Origin of the sequence: Chroococcidiopsis sp. TS-821, from assembly GCF_002939305.1 — a bacterium.
Taxonomy (GTDB): Bacteria; Cyanobacteriota; Cyanobacteriia; order Cyanobacteriales; family Chroococcidiopsidaceae; genus Chroogloeocystis.
This window is the reverse complement of the sequence record NZ_MVDI01000005.1, coordinates 73,372-94,890: the sequence shown is the minus strand read 5'-3', so window position 1 is coordinate 94,890 and position 21,519 is coordinate 73,372. Positions and strand designations below refer to the sequence as shown.

Genomic DNA, 21,519 nt, shown 5'->3' with positions numbered 1-21,519 from the left:
GCTTGACGGTCGACTATCAATGCTTCTTTTATTCTGGTTTTCTAAAGTTATTGGAGATGAGCTTACAGCAATGGCTTGGCAATAAGACCCAATTGACCCATAACTCTTTCTGTCAGAGGTCTTTGTTGCCACTCAGCGTAAGTTAAACAGTGACTCTTTGCTATGGCATCTTCAAAAAAGGTTGCTACGTTCTCAATTAATTCTGGTTTTTGCGTAGAGATATTTAATTCATCATTGTGAAAGTAGCTACGTGGGTCAAAATTTGCACTACCGGTACTTACCCAACTGCTATCAACGAGTGCTAACTTGGCGTGCATCATACTCGGTTGATATTCACAAATTTGTATTCCTGCTGCTAGTAGTTCTTCGTAGTTCTCACGCGCTGCATAACGTACTATGGGTTTATCATTTCTACTACTCATTGTCAGCACGCGCACGTCGACTCCATTCTGTTTTGCTTGAATGAGTGCCTGACGAGTGTTTGCTTCCGGAATAAAGTAAGGACTTCCAATCCAAACACGCTCTTTCGCACCTAAAAAACTTATCTGGAATAAAAGTCTTATCGTAGATTCGCTTAACGTGGAAGTATCATTGGTAACAAATAAAGGGGCACCTTCATTTGGTTTAGCTGGGATTGTGTCTGGTCCGAGGTTGAGTTCACCGCCTGTATATGCCCAGTTTTGAAAGAAGTTACCTTCTAATAAACTTGCCACCTGCCCTTCGTAGCTCACCTCAAATTCTAACCAAGGTGCTGTATCTCCAATATCAGGATCGCCATCCCAGTCATCTGAAACTCCTGCACCGCCAATTAAGACTTGCTGGCTATCAATAATAAGTAATTTCCGGTGTGTTCGTGAATTATATTTGAGTGGTGCTCGCCAATCAAATTGCCGGAAAAAACGGACTTCTACGCCTGCATTGCGCAATCGCTGCCAATATTCATCAGGTAGCGAATTAGTGCCAAAGTCATCGATTAGCATTTGAACTTCTACGCCTGCTTGCGCGCGTTCGATGAGTGCTGCAGCAAATTCGTCTGCACGACGACCAGGAGTCATAAAATAGGTTTCAAATCGAATTGAACGTTGCGCACTACGAATCGCCGCGTTACGTGCAGCATAAATGTCGTCTACGTTGTCCCAAAAACCTGTCATGCGACCATACGTAGGTAACGCGTTGGTCAAACTCACTATTGATAGCGGAAAGCGCGGATCTTCAATCGTAGGACTTGCAGTAATCTTGTATTCTGGTTCAGGACGAAATGCCCCACGCAGATAAAGAAAGAGAAATGCAAATAATGCTACCCCAGTAAGACCGCCTACCAACCAGGCAAATATATTCCTTTTTGCCATCGTACATACTTTGACAAGGCTACAAGAGTATAAATGTAATCTAAGTATTACTGGGAAAACACCTATCTTTTGATATAAGGAGGTGACTCAGCTTTTAGGTTGATGCGAGTATAGGTAGATTTGCTGGTAGAAAAATGAAATTTCCCTTTGTATCCTACTGGCAGGATGCTTATAGCCTGTCAAGGAGCTAGTTTATGACTAGCCCCAAATTGAATTTACTTAGCTCCCATTTCTACTACCGCACTTCGCATAAAGTCAATGCGCTGCTCAAAATCAAGTTGTTTCACCATGTTTGCAAAATCGTTCGTTTCAGCAGGCAATTCGTAGTCTGATGGTACTTGAATCACTGTACCTTTATCCATACCTTGTGCCAAGCGCAACCATAAATCAAGCTTACCACTCGAACTGAGGGAACTATACGCGCGGCTAATATCGTTGTCGGCTCGATTTACAATATCGCGCTGCGCCTGTAGCTGCTCTTCTTGCGGCAAAGACTGAATTTGATTAAATAAGGCTTCGGCAGTATCTTGAGCAGAAGTTTCATTCGCTGGCTGAAGTTGCTCTTTAATGTCTTTATAACCAAACCACAACAAGCCTAATTGGGTATCGGCATCAAACTGTTGAAATGCCTCTACAGTTTTTTTTGTTGTGTCATCAGTAGCGTATGTCATTATACCCTCAGATCCTCTAAACAATTAACTCAATTTCTTGAGTGATAAAACAGGCTTAATTAGTGCCTCTAGAACCCGATTTAATAAGTTTAAAAATATAAATTAACCTTTCTAAAGATAGATATTGAAAGCACAACTTATGATAGATTCAATCAAAAAAAATAAATACCAATGTGCTTATATAAAGTTAATATGTAATCTCCTATACTTTTGATGAACTGCTCGTCTGTCTTTTGTAATTTTGTATATCGATGCTCTTTGCAAAATTATCAAATTTCAGTTCATGAAATCAATGAATATAGCGATTTAGTTATAGATACAACTATTTATCAAAATGAATTAACTACTCAAAATTTACTAATTGTTGTCATCATAAAATTTTCAACTTCAAGTGAATTACTTAAAGCATTGTGTTATTTATCGTGCTGCTGGTGTATATCTAAATTTTGAGGCGATCGCAAAAAGCAAGCAATCATTTGTGGGAATAACGATCTGGTAGAAATATTCAGCTTAACGCAGGGTAATTCTACTAGGTAACTCTGGAATCATGGTTAGGTTAATCAACTCCTTGAAAATGCTAAAAGTAGTAACCGGTACATAGTAACGATCCTGATTCTCTCGAAGCTGTACGCGAAGTTTTGGCGCAGTGTCAAATGTCGCTTGCAGGGCAAATTCCGCAGGCAGGGCTTTTATTCGCAGCACTCAATTATGTATCGCTATGCCTGTACCCTACACCTCGCTCAACAGCGCAACAAAGGTAGCTGAGGTAATCGCAACTGAGGTTCATTTAGATATGCCGCACGTCCAACCGCCAGCGATCGCTTTTGCTGATACGCTGTATCAAGCGAAATCGCGGGGACGCCATCGCTACTGTGTTTGCTGGGGTAACGCATAATCAGAATTGCGAATTGTTGCCACTGACTTTTCTCCGTCACCCCTGAAATCAAGCTTTTAGTAACGATCTTCTTCTTCGTACTCTGGTTGCTTGATTTTTTTGGGAATATTCACAGGCTTTGGCTCGTCATCTGCCCACGCATCGCGGGTAATATCGTCTTCGTACTCAACGTAATCAGGTTCTCGATAAGGTTCAGGTTCAACGTAGCGGGGTGGTTCCTCGTATCTTCTCGGTTCTGAATAGCGATCGCTAGGAGTTGCTTCGCTCCAGTTATCCTCGTATTCTTCTTCCTCGTACTGAATTGATTCATACTGCTGTTGGTAGCGCTGCTGTTGTCTGGGTGCAGGTTGCAGCGTTTCGTATTCGTAATCGTCTTCATCCCACGTTTCTTCAACAGGTTGCGTCGCCCGCATCGGTTTCACTGGCGCTTGCAACGGTACGCCGGTTCCCAGTTGATTTTCTGGTTTAGCAGTAGGCGTAAAGTAAGCTTCTTCCTCTTCGCGTTCCCATGGGGCTTTACCAATACCAAGACGCTCAAGTAAACCCACAGTTAGCTGCACGACGCGTTCTTCAGCACCTTCAAATACAATAATCCGATTTGGACCACTACTGACAACTTCGTCAATCGAAATTTCGTAGGTACTGATTACTTGATCGGGAATTTGAGGTATACCTAACGAAGCAATAATCAGTGAAGTGAGGATACCTGTTTCCGCGTTGAATTTGAAGTTGCGTACTCTTCCCAACAGTTCGCCGGTTTCCGTGATGACTTCACAATTAATCAAAGTGCTATAGACGTCAACATCAATATCTTCGATGACATCCTCGTTATCCACTAAAATAACGTCGCCAATTTGATTAACGCTGTTGAGGTACATATAGCGCGGAACACCGGCAAACGCAATCAGGTTGTCTCGCAAGCCCATGGCTACAACCTCTCGTCGGTCAATATCCACCCATAGCTGATTGATCACACCTAGCCGCTTACCATTGTCTTTAGCGATCACTTGGGTGTTCAAGATGTCGGAACGCCTAATAATCTGTTCAGAGGTCATTTTCTTTTGCCGAGTCCTGATCTCGAATCCGGTTTATTAATCAATACTATTATTAACAAATCCTCATGGCGAGGTGTTTGACTGTTGCAATTTTATTCCTAATACTTGAGTATAAGCTCCTCGTGCTTGAGTAACTCCGATGGTTCGTTCGGCAGATTCTATCATTGGTCTACGCAGACTCACAACTATAAACTGTGCAAGCTTCGCCTGTTGTTTTATCATTTTAGCTAATCGTTCCACATTTGCCCCATCGAGAAACATATCAACTTCATCAAAAGCATAAAAAGGTGATGGGCGGTAGCGTTGTAGCGCAAAAATAAAGCTTAATGCAGTAAGCGATTTTTCTCCTCCAGACATCGAAGCAAGTCGTTGAACAGGTTTTCCTTTCGGGTGTGCGACAAGATTTAACCCGCTATTAAAGGGATCTTCAGCATCGTCAAGTTGTAAGTAGCCATCACCGTCAGAAAGTGTTGCGAAAATACTTTGGAAGTTTTGATTAACCGCGTCGAAGGCTTCTTTAAAAGCACGTTGGCGCAAGGTCGTAAAGTTTTCTATTCGCAGCAGTAGTTCGGTGCGTTCCGCTGCTAAAGTGAGCAGTTTCTGACTTAATTCCTCTAGGCGCTTTGTTGTGCGTTCGTATTCTTCTAACGCCAGCATATTCACAGGTTCTAACGCTTGTATGCGTTTGGCAAGCGATCGCACTTCGCGTTGCAGTTGTTCTAAATCGACTTTGTCAGGGACTTCTGGCAAAGGATTCGGTAAATCCGCGACTTGCGCGTGAATTTGTGCTTGTAATGCGGTTAATTCTTCGCGACGCGTTTGTTGCGTTTCCTGAAGTTTTTGCTGTTGCCATTCGAGTTGTTGATACTGATTCTGGCGATCGCGTAGTTGTGCTTCGGCGCGATCGCGTTGTTGCTTTTCTGAAGCTAGTTTCTCTTCAATTTGCTGTAAAGCTGCTTTTGTTTGGGCAATTTGCGTTGCGATGGTATCGATTTGATCGCTGATGATTGATTGCTGATTGCTAATCGAAGAGCGTTGCTGTTGATATTCTTGAATGCGTTGTTGACATTCGGCGATTTTTCCTTGGATGAGAATTGCGGTGTTTGCTAACTCACTCTGGCGTTGTTCGGCTTTGAGTAACGCTTGTAAACGCACTTGTAAGTCTTGTTCTTGGCTTTTGATTTTGAATTGAATTTGTTGCCATTGACTGTTTGTTTGCGATTGTTCTAACTCAGCAAGAAGTTGCCGTTTTTGTTGTAATTGCGCCTCTTTTGTCGGCAGTTCGCTGTCTAAAATTTCCAGTTGCGATCGCGCGCTTGTCAGTTGTTCTTCTGTTTGCCGCAGTTGTGCTTTGGCTTGTACAAGTTGCTTGCTCACTGCTTGAATTTCTTTACGCAATTGTTCTGCACGCAATTGCTGTTCGCGGCGCTGTTGACGCACTTCGGTGAGTTCTTGCGACAAATATTTTGTTTTTGCACTCAGCGATTCGATACCAGATTCACACCGTTTTAATACCAGTGCAATTTCTTGTAAGCGTTTTTGTAGTTGTTTGGCTTCATCTGATTCTGTCGCTTCACTCGTCCCAAAGTGTAAACCAGAACGCTGTTGAATAATACTACCACCCGTCATCGCGCCACTCGTTTCGAGTAGTTCGCCTTCGAGCGTGACAATGCGATATTGACCTAAGTATTTTCTTGCAGACTCTAATGTTTCAAAAACAACAGTGCTACCGAAGACATAACCAAAGACATCCTGATAGCGGCGATCGCACTCGATCAAATGAATCGCATAATCGATAAATCCCTCACTATAACGCAGCGCGGTCGTCGGGGAAAAGCGTAAAGGTTGAATCTTATTCAACGGTAAAAATGTCGCCCTTCCAGCGCGTTTTTGTTTGAGGATTTCAATCGCAGCGGCGGCGACAGCATCGTCTTCCACAACTAACTGTCCTAAACGCGCCCCCGCAGCCGTTTCTAGGGCTAGTTGATAGCGGGGTTCGACTTTACCCAACTGCGCGACTAAACCACAAACGCCTTGCAAACCTGATTGCAAAATCACTTTCGTCGCATTTGTCCCTTGCGTTTCTTGAAGTGCTTGGGCTTGCGCTTCTAATTTGTCGAGTTGTCGTTGTTTATCGCGTTGTTCGCCAAGAAGACGCTTATAGGTGTCTTGTTGAATTTGTAATTCTTGTTCGGCTGCACTCAGCGATTGTGCTAAAGTTTCTGCTTGTGTTGTCAGCGCGATCGCCTGTTGTTCGTTGGCTGCAAGTTGCTGTTGTTTTAGGGCAAGTTCTGGTTCTAGCTTGTCAATAGTTTGCTTTTGCTCGTGTAATTGCCGTTGCAGTTGATTGGTTCGTTCGCGCAGTTGCGCTTGCTGTCTCGATTGCGGTTCAGTTGCTTGCAGTAGAATTTCGATCTCGCGATTGAGTGCGGTTTGTTGTTGTACCCAGAGATCCGCAGCATCAGCGATCGCGCTTGCCGCTTCTCGGCTTTGTTCTAGTTCGCGTTGTGCCGCATCGCGTTCAAATTGTAAAGTGGCGATTGCTTCGGCTTTCGCACTTTGTTCTTGGTTAAGTTCGGCAAGTTTGTTCTCATACTCTTGAATTTCTGCTCGTTTTTGTTGTATGCTGCATTCAGCTTTAAAGTCTGCTTGGGCGTTTTCTTGATGTTGACGCTGTAACTGGCGATACTCAGCTTCTTGCGTGGCTAAATGCGATTGCAGTTTTAAAAGTTCTTCTTCTCCTAAAGCTTTGACGCGATAGTTTAACTGCTCGAGATGAGTTGTCGCTTGCTCAATTTCGCGCTCTAGGGTGGTGTGTTGTTGTGCGAGTTCTGCCAAAGTGCGATCGCCTGCTTGGATTTGCGTTGCGAGATGTTCTTGTTGATTTTGCAGCGATCGCCAAATGAGGACAGCTTCCCACTGTGATTTTTGTTGTAATTCGGTACGCAGTTGTTGGTATTTCTCGGCTTTGATGCGGTCTTGCGACAAGCGATCGCGTTGCGCTACAAGTTCTTGTTCAACGATTTGACAGCGTTCTTCGCGGTCTTTTACTTGGTCAAGCGTTTCCTTGGCTTGCGCGATTTTGCGGTCAAAGGCGGCGACACCCGCAAGTTCGTCAATAATTTCCCTGCGTTCGCGCGCGTTCATCGAAATAATTCCAGTGACATCACCTTGAAGGACAACATTGTAACCTTCCGGATAAATGCGCAAGCGATTGAGTTGTTCGTGCAATTCTGCGAGCGTACAAGCTTCGCCGTTGATGTAATAAGTCGATGTGTAAGTTCCCTGTGGAGTCACGCGCAACTTCCGCGTCACACTTAGTTCTTCTGGCGTTACTTCACCGAGATCCTCCTCATTTAATCTTATGTCACCTTCCTGACCTCTCTGTTCCAAACCCTCCAAATCAAACGTCACCGTCACACTCGCTTCGACAGTACGTCCGCGCGTCGCCTGCGTGTGGTTTACTAAATCAGGAAGACGTTCCGCGCGCATTCCTTTAGAACTCGCAAGCCCTAAGCCGAATAGCAACGCATCTAAAATATTTGATTTTCCCGAACCGTTTGGTCCAGAAACAACAGTAAATCCTGGTAGCAGCGGGATTTGCGTTGTGCCACCAAAAGATTTAAAGTTCGATAATTCCAGGCGCTTGATATGAACCATAGGCGCTGGCTACTAGCTAAGCGTTGAAGTACAAGTGTATCAGAGTAGCAATGCCGTAGCAGATTAGCACGGATTCACAAAAAAGAAAATGATTTACTCCACAGTTGTCTGCTGTTTTGATAGGACAGAAGTCAGGGATAGAATTGAGTGAAAGTAATAGCTGTGCGCTTTTATAGTCTCCTAAACTTTGCTTCAATGTTGAACAGGGTAAATGAATGGCAACAATTCTTGATGCAAGAAATTTATCTCTGAAAGATGTGCATCGTCTTCTTGGCGTTCAAGAACGTTTTAATAGTTCTATTTCATCTTTACTATCATTAGAACCTGCTACAGAAGAACAGCTTTTAAAAATTCGTCATTTATTTCATGATTACTACGCAGAAGGAAAAATTTCTGAAGGACAAGTGAAATTTTTGTTTATCTCTCCTTTATTATGGTTGTCTGGTTTTTATCAATCAAACATCAAGATTACTTTAGAGGAGAATATTAGCGATATTTTCATTGAAGATGAAGATACAGTCATCAAAGGAAGGATGGATCTTTTAGCTGTTAGTAAAAATAAAAATCATAAATTAGATAATACTTACTTCTGGATATTAGTAATAGAAGCTAAAAATGCAAGTATTAATGCCTTGGAAGGATTACCTCAGTTATTAGCTTATGCTTACAAAAGTCTAGAACAGCAACAATTTGTTTGGGGCTTAACGACTAACGGCGTTGATTATCGATTCGTCTATCTACAACAAGGTAATCCGGTAACATATCAATTATTACCACAACTTAACTTGATAGATAGCGAATCATCGCTTCAACTACTACAAATACTAAAAGCTATCTGTAAAATTTAGTACACTCCAAAAGCAGCTTAAGCGATAAGTTTACCTGTATTCTGCGATCGCAATTTTTGGGCTACTTGGCAAGTTAACGATAATTAACGGCACAAGATTGCCTGAAAAAGCGAAAATAAAATTATCGAGGATTTTCGACGCGACAGTCGAAACTAGGAGTTTACTACCAGTGGTACTACAAGTAGAAAAAAGCAATTACGAAGCTAAAACGCAGGAAATCGCCCGACAACTTCTAGCCGCGACACGCGATCGCTCGTTCTTTGCTGGGTTACGCGACCAAATGCGCTGGGATGATAAGCTTTTAGCGTGGGCGATGAGTAATCCTGGGTTACGCGTGCAGTTATTTCGCTTCATCGACTGCTTACCCGCCTTACATACCAAATCAGAAATCGCCGCGCACTTACAAGAGTACCTGGGAGATCCCTCGGTCGAACTACCAGCCGCACTCAAGGGAATGCTCAACTTTGCTTCGCCTGATTCTATGCCAGGACAAGTTGCCGCGACAACAGTATCAACTGCGGTAGAGGCGCTAGCACATAAGTATATTGCTGGAGAAAATATTAAACAAGTCCTCAAAACGATTGAGCGCCTGCGTAAAGAAAAAATGGCGTTTACGATCGATATTCTTGGTGAAGCTGTGATTACCGAAGTCGAGGCGCAGTACTATCTCGACCGCTACCTAGAATTAATGGAACAGTTAGCAGAAGCTGCTAAAAATTGGTCTACTGTAGCGCAAATCGACCAAGCGGATAATCAACCGATATCAAAAGTTCAAGTTTCTGTCAAACTAACCGCGTTTTACTCGCAGTTCGATCCACTTGATGCGCAAGGTAGCGAAGAAAAAGTCAGTTCGCGCATTCGGATTCTTTTACGGCGCGCAGCAGAATTGGGCGTCGCGGTTCACTTTGATATGGAACAATACGCTTATAAAGATATTACGCTCGCGATCCTCAAAAATATATTACTCGAAGACGAGTTTCGCAGTCGGACTGATGTCGGTATTACCATTCAAGCTTATTTGCGTGACAGCGAACAAGATGTCCGCGATTTAATTACTTGGGTAAAACAACGCGGCTATCCACTCACGGTACGCTTAGTCAAAGGGGCGTACTGGGATCAAGAAACGATTAAAGCGGCGCAAAAAGATTGGGAACAGCCTGTATTTAACGATAAAGGCGCAACCGATGTCAATTTTGAAAATTTAACGCAAATATTACTCGAAAATCACGAATATATCTATTCAGCCATCGGCAGTCATAACGTGCGATCGCAAGCCCATGCCATTGCCATCGCAGAAACTTTAAATATCCCCCGCCGTCGCTTTGAAATGCAAGTTCTCTACGGTATGGGAGATAAACTTGCCAAAGCCCTTGTCGATCGCGGCTATCGCGTCAGAGTCTACTGTCCTTACGGTGAACTACTTCCTGGAATGGCGTATCTGATTCGCCGTTTGCTCGAAAATACCGCGAATAGTTCCTTTTTACGGCAAAATATGGAAGAACGCCCTGTAGAAGAACTGATTGCTCCACCAAAAGTTAATCCTTCTTGTCCCGAATACTTAGTCCATAACGCCCAGTTTCCCAACGCCGCCGATGTGGATTTTTCCAAAATGGAAGCCAGAAAGCGATCGCAACAAGCTTTTGCCGCAGTCCGCCAGCAACTTGGTAAAACTTACTTACCATTAATTAATGGCGAGTACGTCAACACTCAAGAAAGCATCGATTCGCTCAATCCTGCTAACCCTAGTGAAATTATCGGTAGAGTCGGTTTACTATCAACAGAACAAGCCGAACAAGCAATGCAAGCTGCTAAAACGGCATTTCCAGCATGGAAACGTACGCCAGTTAGCGATCGCGCTAATATCCTGCGCAAAGCGGCGGATTTGATGGAACAACGCCGTGCCGAATTATCCTGCTGGATTGTTTTAGAAGTCGGTAAACCTGTACGCGAAGCGGATGCAGAAGTTTCCGAAGCCATCGATTTTTGCCGTTACTATGCGGCGGAAATGGAACGCCTAGCGCAAGGTGTTAACTACGATATTCCAGGGGAAAATAACCGCTATCACTACCAACCACGAGGAATTGCTGTTGTCATTTCGCCTTGGAACTTTCCTCTGGCGATCGCCACCGGAATGACAGTAGCAGCTTTAGTTGCAGGAAATTGTACTTTACTCAAACCTGCTGAAACATCTTCTGTTATTGCTGCTAAGATTGCCGAAATTCTCGTCGCCGCTGGAATTCCTAAAGGCGTATTTCAATACGTTCCAGGTCGAGGTTCGCAAGTTGGTGCTTACTTTGTCAATCACCCTGATACGCACATCATCGCCTTTACAGGTTCGCAAGAAGTCGGTTGTCGTATTTATGCAGATGCAGCAACTTTAAAACCTGGACAAAAGCACTTAAAACGCGTAATTGCTGAAATGGGCGGAAAAAACGCGATTATTGTCGATGAAAGCGCTGATTTAGACCAAGCGGTTGCGGGTGTCGTGCAATCTGCATTTGGGTACAGCGGACAAAAATGTTCGGCGTGTTCGCGCGTTATTGTTCTCGAATCAATATACGATACTTTTCTACGCAGATTGGTAGAAGCAACGCGATCGCTTAATATTGGTGCGGCTGAGTTACCCAGTACGCAAGTAGGTCCTGTGATCGACGCGACAGCCCAAGCACGGATCAAAGAATATATTGAAAAAGGACGCGCAGAAGCTGAAGTCGCCGTCGAACTTGCTGCACCAGATACCGGCTACTTTATTGGTCCTGTTGTCTTTAGCGAAGTTTCACCCACTGCCACAATTGCCCAAGAAGAAATTTTTGGTCCGGTTGTCGCTGTGATTCGCGTCAAAGATTTTGCTGAGGCGATCGCGGTTGCAAACGGCACAAACTACGCTTTAACGGGAGGCATTTACTCGCGGACTCCTTCGCATATTGAAATCGCACAACAAGAATTTGAAGTTGGTAATTTGTATATCAACCGCACAATTACAGGGGCAATCGTAGCTAGGCAACCTTTTGGTGGCTTCAAACTCTCTGGTGTCGGTTCCAAAGCCGGAGGTCCTGATTATCTCCTACAATTCCTCGAACCCCGCCATATTACTGAGAATATTCAACGTCAAGGTTTTGCACCTATCGCAGGGGCGGATTAGGGATGTTACGGATGGATAAAAATTCGCCTCATTTTGGTACAGCTATTGCAATTCATTGGTAGCTGTGATATGATTTCCTTCATAATGGAAATCTGTGCAAAAATTTAAAATTTGATCATATTTCCATTATGAAAAATATTATACCCAATAGATACAGTGATGTCGAGCGTACTGCCAAAAAATCGGCATTTTTGTCCCCTTATCAGCACAACGAATGAGCATCGTGATAAAAACTGCCGAACCGCATGAATGGCAGAGCATCCAAGAAATCCGGCGCGTGGTATTTCAGGAAGAACAAAAAGTCGATGCGGCATTAGAATTTGACGGTAAGGACGACACTGCCGAGCACTTGATCGCGTATTGGAACGCGCAACCTGTAGGAACGGCGCGAATTAGGTACTTAGATACAAAAACTGCAAAAATCGAAAGACTGGCAGTATTATCAACGGCACGAGGGCAAGGTATCGGCAAGCAATTAATGCAAAAAGCCCTGGAAAGAGCAACTGCACAGAAGATGCAAGAAGCAGTGATTCACGCGCAAGAATACGTGAAAGCGCTGTATCAACAACTCGGTTTTATCCAAGAAGGAGAAACATTTGATGAAGCGGGGATTCCGCATGTCAAAATGAGGAGAAAATTCACAAGCAACGAGTGTGATTAGGCTCAAACACAAGTTCCCGCGAGGACTGCTAATACTAGGACTCATTTGGCTAGCAGGGGCGATCGGCGATCGCGTATGGTTTGCTTTAGATAATTCGGTTCCTGCGTGGGATCAAGCTGATTACCTGACAGGTTCCTTAAACTACTGGCAAGCGTTACAACACATGCAAATATGGAGTGGCGAGTGGTGGTCAGGCTTTTGGCTACTTTCTTCTAAAATACCGCCGTTGGTTTACACGGTTGCCGCGATTACACAGCAGATTTTTGGTCGAGGTATCGAGCAAGCAACCCTCATTAATCTTCTATTTAGCGCAATTCTGCTTGCTTCTGTGTATGGATTGGGTATTTTACTATTCAATGTCGAGGTAGGTTTATGGGCAGCAGCGCTGTGTCAATTATTTCCTAGTCTTTATCGCGCTCGATTAGACTTCTTACTCGATTATCCACTCACGGCTATGGTGATTTTGAGTTTCTTCTGCTTAACGCTGTGGGTGAGAAGTACGATACGAGTCAGACAATGGCTATCAGCAGCGGCTTCGGGGATTTGCTTTGGGTTGGCAATTTTAGCGAAACAAACCGCGTTATTTTTCTTATTCACCCCCATACTTTGGGTTGCGATCGCGATGCTGTACAAACGCCAATGGCAACGCGTATTACAGCTAGGTGGAAGTTTGTTGCTATCAGTCATAATCGCTGCGCCTTGGTATCGCACGAATTGGCTTATAGTACTAACCAGTGGTAAACGCGCCACGATCGATTCGGCGATCGCTGAAGGCGATCCACCGTTAAATACACTGGCAGCTTGGACGTATTATTGGGAAATTCTTCCCTATCAAGTTTCCTGGCTATTACTTTTAGTACCGATTGTCGGGTTAATTCTATATTGGCAGCGCCTGCAAAAACATCGCGCTTCGCTTGCTTGGTTAGCGATATTTTGGCTGGGGGCTTATTTTTTGTGTTCGCTCAACATTAACAAAGATGAGCGCTACGTTTTGCCTTATCTTCCAATCATCGCTCTCTTTCTTGCTTGTGGTTTCACATTCTGGCGCGGACGTTGGGGAAATTACATCCGTTGGGGTAGCGTGAGTTTAGCTGTTGTGTTGATGTGGCTCAACATTTTTCCTACAGGAAGTGTAGGGAGAAGTATTGCCCAAATTTTCAGCCCTAAAGCTGCACACTACGCAGTTGTTGGTACTCGTTTTCCACACCAAGAAGTGATTGAGGCAATCGTGCAACAAGCCCCGCATCTGCGCTCAACGTTAGGTGTATCACCATCAACTCCAGAAATTAATCAACATAACCTAAATTACTACGGCGCGCTACGCGACTTTCAAGTTTATGGGCGACAGGTAGGAGTGCGATCGCAGCAAGTTGTCCAAGACGCGCGATCGCTTGATTGGTTTATAACGAAAACTGGCGATCAAGGTTCTGTTCCCGCAGCACAAGCCGCAATTGTAGAAATTGTTGAGCGATCGCCTGATTTTGACACGATCCAAAGTTGGACGTTGCCTGATAGTAGCACGCTGAAGTTATATCACGACCGAACGCCGGAAATTGAAATCATTGCCGTACCAGGAGAATCAAAAGTCACGCTATCGCAAGTCACAGTACCGCAGCAAGTACAGCCAGGAGTTCCGATTCCTGTTACCTATCAGTGGAATGGTGCGTGGGATGAGTTGCAATCTGGTTTAGTATTACTCGACTGGTATCAAGAAGACGCAAGTTCAAACCGTTGGATACACGATCACGCGATCGGAATGGGAAATCTGCATTCAACGCCAGCGCCAGGTACATTTCAAGTCATCGAACGTATGGCAATGCTACCGCCAACAGGTGCTACAGGAACTTATACTTTAAAAGCAACGTACCTCAACCGTAACACGGGTGAAACTTATCCTATTGCATCTCCCCGTGTAAGTGTAACTGTTGAACCTAACGCCGAAGTTTCTCAAGCACCCGAACTCGATTTATTAACGCAGTTTCGCACTTTAGCAGCAAGTTTACCCCAAGGATTGCCCGCCCTTGAATTAGTCTTTGAGGAAATTGCCCGTATTAATCAATACGATCCAACGCAAGATTATTTGATCCAAACGCAACAAGCTTTAACGTATCGCCTCCAACAAGAACCGCAAAATCTAGAATTTGCCTATACTCTTGCATTATCTAGGGTATTACAGCGACAGGTAAATGAAGCGATCGCCGCCTTAGAAAGAGTAGTGCAGCTAGATGCGCAAAACCCTTACGCTTATGCTTATTTGGCGTTTGTCCATCTTTATAACTGGAACGCCGCACCTGCTGAAGCCGCACTCAAAAATGCCCGCACCCTCAATCCTAACATACCTGAGATTCAAGCGCTCAGTGCTGTAGCCGCTTTACTACAAGGTCAATTCTTTGCAGCATGGAACTATTTTACAAGCTGGCAGAATTCTCAAAGTCTCTGACAATTACCAATTACCAGTTACCAGTCTAATTGAAATAGCGCATCAATAATGATTCTAGTTGCGCAATGCCAATCGGCTTAATCAAACACTCTTTAGCACCAGCCGCCAGGAAGCGATCGCCCACTTCAATGGTTTCAGTCATAATGACGACAGGAATCGTTTGCAATTGCGGATCTTGTTGAAGCTGCTGTACTAGTGTCACGATCGCATCATCGGATAGTTGCGAGTCGAGTAAAATCAGTCGCGGTTGAAAGTCGCGTACCTGGCTCAAAAAGTCGCGTGTTTTTTGCAAGTGCTGCACTTCATAGCCGATCGCCTGAAGATAGCCAAGAATCAAACTATAATGATTATCACCTATCAAAATTCGCGGTGAATAGTTGTAAAGACTTCCAGCACGTTGATTTTGTCCTACTTCACAATCTTCTGCGGAAAGTGCGTATTGCGGGCGATCGGGTAATAAGAGAGTAAAGTCACTGCCTTTACCCACCGTTGATTTAACGGTAACGTTACCGCCGTGCAGACGTGCTAACTTGCGCGTTAATGCCAAACCTAAACCAGTTCCTTCGTATTGACGATTAAAGCGACTATCTAGCTGTTTAAACGGTTGAAACAAAAGTTGGATGTGTTCTGGGGCGATGCCAATTCCGGTATCAGAAACTGTAAATGTAATGCCTTGGGGAACTTTTTGAACTCGCAGCGTGACTTTTCCTGTTGGCGTAAACTTGATCGCATTCGTTAGTAAATTAAGTAACATTTGCTTAACTCGCCGTTCGTCAGCAATGCAGCAAGTTGCTTGCGGATCGATCTCCCAAGTCAGTTGTAACTCCTTTTTCAAGGCGCGATCGCGTACAATTGATATGCACGACTCGCATAACTCGTGCACTTGCACCAACGCAAGTGTTAGCTCCTCTTTTCCTGCCTCAACTTTAGAAAGATCGAGAATATCGTTAATCAGTGTCAGTAAGTGTTCGCCACTGCTATAGATGCAGTTTACGTATTCTTTTTGCTTAGCATTCAATGCACCAAAAATTTCTTGGTGCAGAATTTGCGACAAACCAAGAATCGCATTCAAAGGTGTCCGCAATTCATGACTCATCGTTGCTAAAAATTCACTTTTAGCTTTGCTGACGAATTCCAGCGCTTCTTTACTTTTACGGAGTTCAATTTCTGTACGTTTGCGTTCGCGGAGTGCGGCTTGCCGTTCGCTAATATCGCGTACAATACTGACAACCTCATCTTCGCCACAAACTACCATGCGCGCTTCGTAATCGTGAATTTTGCCATCGATTGGAAGTTGATACTCAATGAGTTGCATTTCTCCACTTGCCAATGCTTGCTGAATACTTGACATGATTTTTTTGCTGACAGTTTGCGGTAGAACGTCGCTCAAGTTCTTCCCCAAAAAATTATCTGATATGCACAAATCAAAATTTTTTAAGCCGTTGAAATCGAGTAAATTACCTTCTTTGCTAATCCGAAACATCACATCCGGTATTGCGTCTAAAAGCGCGCGATTTCTGGCTTCACTTTTGCGTAATGCTTCTTCGGTACGCATGCGGACAATCGCGCCGCCAATACTTCCTGCTGCTGCTATTAAAATAGATTCTTCCGCTTCACTCCATTGCCTCTGATACCGACATTCATCAAATCCAATGAAACCCCAAAAAGACTCTTTGACGAAAATGGGGACAACCAGAATAGACACAATACCTTGTGGTTCTAGAATTTTTCTTTCTTTCTCTGGAAAATCTTTTACCAGCCCACAAACGATCTTGCCTGACGCTAAAGTATAATACCAACGAGGCAAAAATTCCAAATAAGAAAGATTTTGTAATTCAGGATTATTAATTTCAGCTGTAACAGTGTTATCTGTCCATTCAAATCGTTGACTCATCAACGGTTCACCCGTATGCGGATGGTAATGATTTTCAAATACGTAAACTCGATTAACATCAACGGCTGTACCTAATGTCGCTAAGGCTTGGGATATCGCTTGGGAGAAATCTTCGATCGCGATCAACTGATGCGTAGCAGTAGCTACACCTTCTAGTAGGCGATCGCGTTGCGTAACGATTGACGAGACTAACTTGCGTTCTGTAATATCTTTTTTAATCCCAACGTAGCAAATTGGGTTATTATCGGTATCTCGTACTGTAAAAGCTTTAAGTTCGATATGTAAAAGCCTACCGTCTTTTGTCCGACTAATGACCTCACGGCAACAATAATCATTTTGAACGAGTTCTTGACAAATTGCCGCAAAAACCTGTTCGCCCAAGTGAATTGCTGGCGTTTTTCCAGAAAGTTCGGCATCCGAGTAGCCGAGTAACCGGCGATGCATTGGATTTTGTTCGATGTAACAGCCTTGTAAATCGACAATGGCGATCGCATCATTGATATTGGCGATAATTTGATGAAAAGTACCAACAGTCTGCGCAGCGACATGCGTTCTTAAGCTTTGCGAGCGTGTATTGTTAGCCGTTACTTGCCAGCGAGCACAAGCAGATTGTAGCGTTTGTAACAGTTTTGTAGCCGTCAGCTGCTCTTGGTAAAGGTATTCTTGTACTCCCCTACGTAAGACTTCGCAAATCAGTGTTCGATCTTGTGTATTGCCAATAACCACCAGTGGCACGCAAGCATGACGTACTTGGTTAACTAATTCGAATGCAGAACGATCGAGTGATGACACAACGAGTACGATAACATCTGCTTGCGGCACAGCTGCAAGATGAAAATTACTCTCTTTAAGGACAACAAATGTCAGTTCAACCTCGTTGTGATTGAGTTGCTGTATACAGGTGGAAATTTGATGCTGATTGGTCGCATCTAATACGATCAATAAAGTTTTTAGCGGTTCTGGAGTCATCTACTTCCAAGCTTACATCGCCAATCAGAAACCAAAACTAGAAAATGCAATGCTTCTTACAAATGGCTAGATTTTCTTTCAGGCATTGCCAACACTGCTAACAATCAGTTTGAAGATATCACTTGTATAAGTGAATAAATGTGCTATGGATCACTATATATAACCGTAGTTTTGTCAAAAACATAATACACAATCAATACTAGTATAATGTGAAATTTTAGTAGCTTATAAATCAATAAATGAACTTGATTATCGTTTGTTAGATTGCCATTTTCTCTATGCTAGAGAGACTTCTGTAGTAAAACTTTTTGCATCTCAAAATTAATCCCCAAGAGGGATTTATGCAAAAATAGCAATAAATTAAAATATTAAATATATCAATCTTGAGAATCACTGAATCTTCACTACAGTAAAACTATAGTTTGCATATAACAACAGAATAATATAGTCAATAAAAAGAAACCATTTGTAGTAAAAAGTAGCGGGATAAGAAACTATGGGCGATCGAATACGAATAGTCTCGCTTATACCAAGTGCGACGGAAATCGTAGCAGCGCTAGGATTAGGAGATGCCATTGTTGGGCGATCGCACGAATGCGATTATCCTCTGGAAATAAAAGATCGTCCTGTATGCACCGCAGCGCGATTAAACTCAGAAGCGCCAAGTCAAGAAATTCATCAAAACGTTAACAATATATTGCGTTCAGCGTTGAGCATTTACGAAGTTAAACTCGATGTTTTAGAAGCACTCAAGCCAACACACATTATCACTCAAGACCAATGTGATGTCTGCGCCGTGAGTCTCCAAGACGTAGAAGCCGCAGTCGCGAAACTGACGCAGAGTCAACCGCAGGTTATTTCATTGCAACCCAATAGTTTGTCGGATGTTTGGCGCGATATCGAACGCGTTGCGAATGCATTAGGAGTGCGATCGCTAGAATTAATCGAAGATCTCGAAGCGCGGGTGAAAATTTGTCAGCAGAAGACTGCGCACCTATCGGTCGAGGAACTCCCCACCGTTGCTTGTATCGAGTGGACAGATCCGCTCATGACAGCAGCTAACTGGATTCCCGAACTTGTAGCCAAAGCTGGAGGACAACCGCTATTTAGCGTCAGCGGTCAGCCTTCGCCCATTATTACTTGGGATACGCTCGTTGCGACTAATCCTGATATAATCATCTTTATGCTATGTGGATTTGGTTTACAGCGTACCCGTACTGAAGCGATCGCGCTAAAGACGCATCCAGCATGGGAGAAACTGAAGGCTGTACAGCATCAAAGAGTCTACATTACGGATGGTAATTCTTACTTCAATCGTCCTGGACCGCGCCTCGTTGATTCGCTAGAAATCCTAGCAGAGATTGTGCATCCAGAAATTTTTGATTATGGTTACAAGGGAACTGGATGGGAACTGCTATAGCTCTTATGCTAAACACTCGTTACTTGTATAGGAATATCTGCTGATAACGGCGGGCGCGCGCACAGATAAATTAGTGGACCGAACAGCGGTATGAGTGCTGCAACCCAATAAAGTCGAGAATTTTGCAAGCCGCGACGTGCCATATCATCTCCTAACAACGCTGGAAATAACAAGCACAATAAACAAAAATCCAAACTCATCACGTGAATAAAGCGACTTGTTCGCCATTGATTGATAAAGTCTCCCCAATCGCCATTGCTCAAACCATAAGTAACAATCATAGCTGCTGCGATCGTTAGTACTATTCCCGTCCACCGCGAATCCAACACCTTAAGGAAGGTATTTTTTTCGCCGGGAAACGTTGTACTTGGTTCGCGTAAAGCTAAATAAGGTAGCAGTGCAAATGCACCAACTCCAAACGAAAGCACCGCAAAAGGGGTAGCTGGAATTTTTTGCGTCCGACCATCAAAAAATAGCAAACAACTATAAATTATCGGCCAAACACCCATAATGTAAAATAGTGCAACAATTAGCGGGTTAATGCCATCGATTTTGCCAATAGAAAGATTTTTAATCAGTTCAAACGTATCCGGTTGATTTGGTGGTGCAAAGAAAAAGGCGTAAATTGCGAGTCCTACCCAAAGTGCGCCAAAGCCAATTTTTCTAATCATGATGAACTAACTTAAAGCTTCAGAGAGATAATCAGCCGCTGCTTCGACAACAGCGATCGCGGTTTCGTAATCCATACGTGTTGGTCCTAAAACACCGACACTCCCGACAGGAACTTCTCCACGTCGATACGTCGCTGAAATTAGCGTACACATCCGAATCGGTTGTAGCGGGTTTTCTGAGCCAATGCGGACACTAACGCGATGCTTAGTATATTCTCCTTCGCGTTCTTCAAAAATCAAAGGCCACAGTTGGTCTTGTTCTTCTTCGAGCAAATGAATGATGGTTTGTACCTGCTGCAGTTCAGCAAATTCAGGTTGACGCAATACCTCAGAAACACCCCGAATCATAATTTGCGTTCCTGCTGGAACTTTACGGCGGCTAAGTTCTCCTAAAAAACTTTTCAAGACATCGCCATAACGCTGAAAGTCGCGGTCTAATTGATGCCAATTTAAATTGGCAATTTCCGAAAGCGATCGCCCGCGCAAATGCGCGTTTAAAAAGTTTGATAAGATTTGTAATTCGCGTTCAACCGCTTCTGCATCAGGCGTTGCGTGTGGTGGTGCTGGAAGGTCCATCACCGCTGAATGTGTCTCGTAGGTATCTGTCACAACGATGAGCATCGCTTTTCCTGGTTCGATTTGCACAAGCTGTAAATGCCGCAGTTGCGTTGTCGTCGTCTGTGGCATTGTAATTAAAGTAATGCAGCCGCTAACTGTCGCCAGGATTTGCGCTGCGCCTTGTAACAGGGCTTCAATACTCCAATCTTCCCACTTCAGCCGTTCGTGAAAGACCTGCTCGACTTGCTTTGCTAAAATTTCTGATGGAGAAATAAGTTGATCGACATAAATCCGGTAACCCGAATCCGACGGGATGCGTCCAGCAGAGGTATGCGGTTGGTACAGTAGTCCGACTTTTTCCAACACGCCCATTGTGTTACGTATTGTTGCCGAGCTTACCCCAAGATTATATTCTTCTACCAATGCTTTAGACCCAACCGGTTCGGCGGTAGCAATGTAGTGGCGCACCGTTGCCCAGAGAATATGCTGTTGCCGAGCATTAAGCTGCACTTGCATAGCTGATTGAAACACGGAGATGTTGAATGAGTTTTTTAAAAAAAGTTAGCTTTTAAATAGCAATTTATTAATTTAATTAATATAAGATAACAAATCTCCCTACAAGTGGAAATAAGTAACAAGGTATATTTCGTTGCTTTGAGGCTAAGGACGATTGAGATAGCATCCTCGACCGCATGCAGCAAATCCGCCCTGATGTGACAATCACTCGTCAGAATTAATACTTACTATGACTCAACTCGAATTAAAAATTGTATTCTAACTTACTCAAACCTGCTCTTTATCGCAATAGCAAGGATTGTCAATACCGAGGAATTGCCGGATTGATTGTTAAAGAATACGCGTCAATACCTCCAGCAATATTTTTCACGTTTGTAAATCCCTGCTGCTGCAACCATTGGCACATTTGAGCCGAACGAATGCCATGATGACACATCACAAGTGTTTCGACATCAGGGTCAAACCGCGCGAGTATAGTCTCTGCCCAAGTGGCAAATTGACTTAACGGTAATACCTCAAAACCTGGAATTGAGGCGATCGCCACTTCTTCTGGTTCGCGAACATCAATTAGCTGTAACGCGGATGCAGATGGATTGCGCAAGCGCTGTTCGAGTTCGGTAACGCCAATTTGGGCGATTGGTTGACGAAATTGAGAGGTCATAGGCTATCTTTATAGAGCGTTACAACCGTATTTTTATTATCTTCTAGTCCTCAGGTGGGAAAATTTCCGGTTTTAAGCGTATTAAACTAAGTTTTAGCATTTTACAGCA

Annotated in this window: 14 protein-coding genes; 6 read left to right on the top strand and 8 right to left on the bottom strand. The window is 43.7% G+C overall.

The window, feature by feature from the left end:
• Positions 1–62: 62 nt before the first annotated feature.
• On the bottom strand, positions 63–1,349 hold the full coding sequence (locus tag B1A85_RS14635) for a phosphatidylserine/phosphatidylglycerophosphate/cardiolipin synthase family protein (protein WP_104547648.1): 1,287 nt from the start codon (positions 1,347–1,349) through the stop codon (positions 63–65).
• Positions 1,350–1,564: 215 nt separating this feature from the next.
• Positions 1,565–2,020: an orange carotenoid protein N-terminal domain-containing protein gene (locus B1A85_RS14630; RefSeq protein ID WP_104547647.1), complete on the bottom strand. Its 456-nt coding sequence runs from the start codon at positions 2,018–2,020 to the stop codon at positions 1,565–1,567.
• 718 nt (positions 2,021–2,738) lie between these two features.
• Between B1A85_RS14630 and B1A85_RS23955 the strand changes: the two genes are divergently transcribed.
• Positions 2,739–2,915 (top strand): hypothetical protein, encoded by a 177-nt coding sequence (locus tag B1A85_RS23955; protein WP_168192409.1) that lies wholly within the window; start codon positions 2,739–2,741, stop codon positions 2,913–2,915.
• A gap of 56 nt (positions 2,916–2,971) precedes the next feature.
• On the opposite strand, the gene B1A85_RS14625 is transcribed toward B1A85_RS23955, so the two are convergent.
• Together B1A85_RS14625 and smc are read right to left on the bottom strand one after the other, a co-directional pair.
• Positions 2,972–3,970, bottom strand: a complete 999-nt coding sequence (locus B1A85_RS14625; RefSeq protein ID WP_104547646.1) for a PRC-barrel domain-containing protein — start codon at positions 3,968–3,970, stop codon at positions 2,972–2,974.
• Between the two features lie 63 nt (positions 3,971–4,033).
• A complete protein-coding gene (gene smc / locus B1A85_RS14620; protein WP_104547645.1) occupies positions 4,034–7,630 on the bottom strand; it encodes a chromosome segregation protein SMC in 3,597 nt (1,198 codons plus the stop codon).
• A 215-nt stretch (positions 7,631–7,845) separates the two neighbouring features.
• Here smc and B1A85_RS14615 point away from each other — a divergent pair, with 215 nt between their 5' ends.
• From B1A85_RS14615 to B1A85_RS14600, 4 genes are all read left to right on the top strand, one after another.
• Positions 7,846–8,478, top strand: coding sequence for a restriction endonuclease subunit R (locus B1A85_RS14615; RefSeq protein ID WP_104547644.1), 633 nt, complete (start codon positions 7,846–7,848; stop codon positions 8,476–8,478).
• Positions 8,479–8,647: 169 nt separating this feature from the next.
• Positions 8,648–11,620: an L-glutamate gamma-semialdehyde dehydrogenase gene (gene pruA, locus B1A85_RS14610; RefSeq protein ID WP_104547790.1), complete on the top strand. Its 2,973-nt coding sequence runs from the start codon at positions 8,648–8,650 to the stop codon at positions 11,618–11,620.
• 214 nt (positions 11,621–11,834) lie between these two features.
• Entirely contained in the window at positions 11,835–12,281 is a 447-nt protein-coding gene (locus B1A85_RS14605; protein ID WP_104547643.1) for a GNAT family N-acetyltransferase, read from the top strand.
• A complete protein-coding gene (locus B1A85_RS14600; protein ID WP_104547642.1) occupies positions 12,274–14,721 on the top strand; it encodes a glycosyltransferase family 39 protein in 2,448 nt (815 codons plus the stop codon). The genes B1A85_RS14605 and B1A85_RS14600 overlap by 8 nt, the downstream gene beginning before the upstream one ends.
• A gap of 25 nt (positions 14,722–14,746) precedes the next feature.
• Here B1A85_RS14600 and B1A85_RS14595 read toward each other — a convergent pair whose 3' ends face one another.
• Positions 14,747–17,584, bottom strand: coding sequence for an ATP-binding protein (locus tag B1A85_RS14595; RefSeq protein WP_104547641.1), 2,838 nt, complete (start codon positions 17,582–17,584; stop codon positions 14,747–14,749).
• A 496-nt stretch (positions 17,585–18,080) separates the two neighbouring features.
• On the opposite strand from B1A85_RS14595, the gene B1A85_RS14590 reads away from it, so the two are divergent.
• On the top strand, positions 18,081–19,004 hold the full coding sequence (locus B1A85_RS14590; protein ID WP_104547640.1) for a cobalamin-binding protein: 924 nt from the start codon (positions 18,081–18,083) through the stop codon (positions 19,002–19,004).
• A gap of 8 nt (positions 19,005–19,012) precedes the next feature.
• On the opposite strand, the gene B1A85_RS14585 is transcribed toward B1A85_RS14590, so the two are convergent.
• The 3 genes from B1A85_RS14585 to B1A85_RS14575 all read right to left on the bottom strand — a co-directional run bounded on the left by B1A85_RS14585 (position 19,013) and on the right by B1A85_RS14575 (position 21,410).
• On the bottom strand, positions 19,013–19,675 hold the full coding sequence (locus B1A85_RS14585) for a DUF2834 domain-containing protein (RefSeq protein ID WP_104547639.1): 663 nt from the start codon (positions 19,673–19,675) through the stop codon (positions 19,013–19,015).
• Positions 19,676–19,681: 6 nt separating this feature from the next.
• Positions 19,682–20,749 carry a heat-inducible transcriptional repressor HrcA gene (gene hrcA / locus B1A85_RS14580; protein WP_104547638.1) on the bottom strand — a complete coding sequence of 356 codons (1,068 nt, stop codon included), beginning with the start codon at positions 20,747–20,749 and terminating at the stop codon, positions 19,682–19,684.
• Positions 20,750–21,050: 301 nt separating this feature from the next.
• Positions 21,051–21,410, bottom strand: coding sequence for a rhodanese-like domain-containing protein (locus B1A85_RS14575; RefSeq protein ID WP_104547637.1), 360 nt, complete (start codon positions 21,408–21,410; stop codon positions 21,051–21,053).
• Between the last annotated feature and the right edge of the window lie 109 nt (positions 21,411–21,519).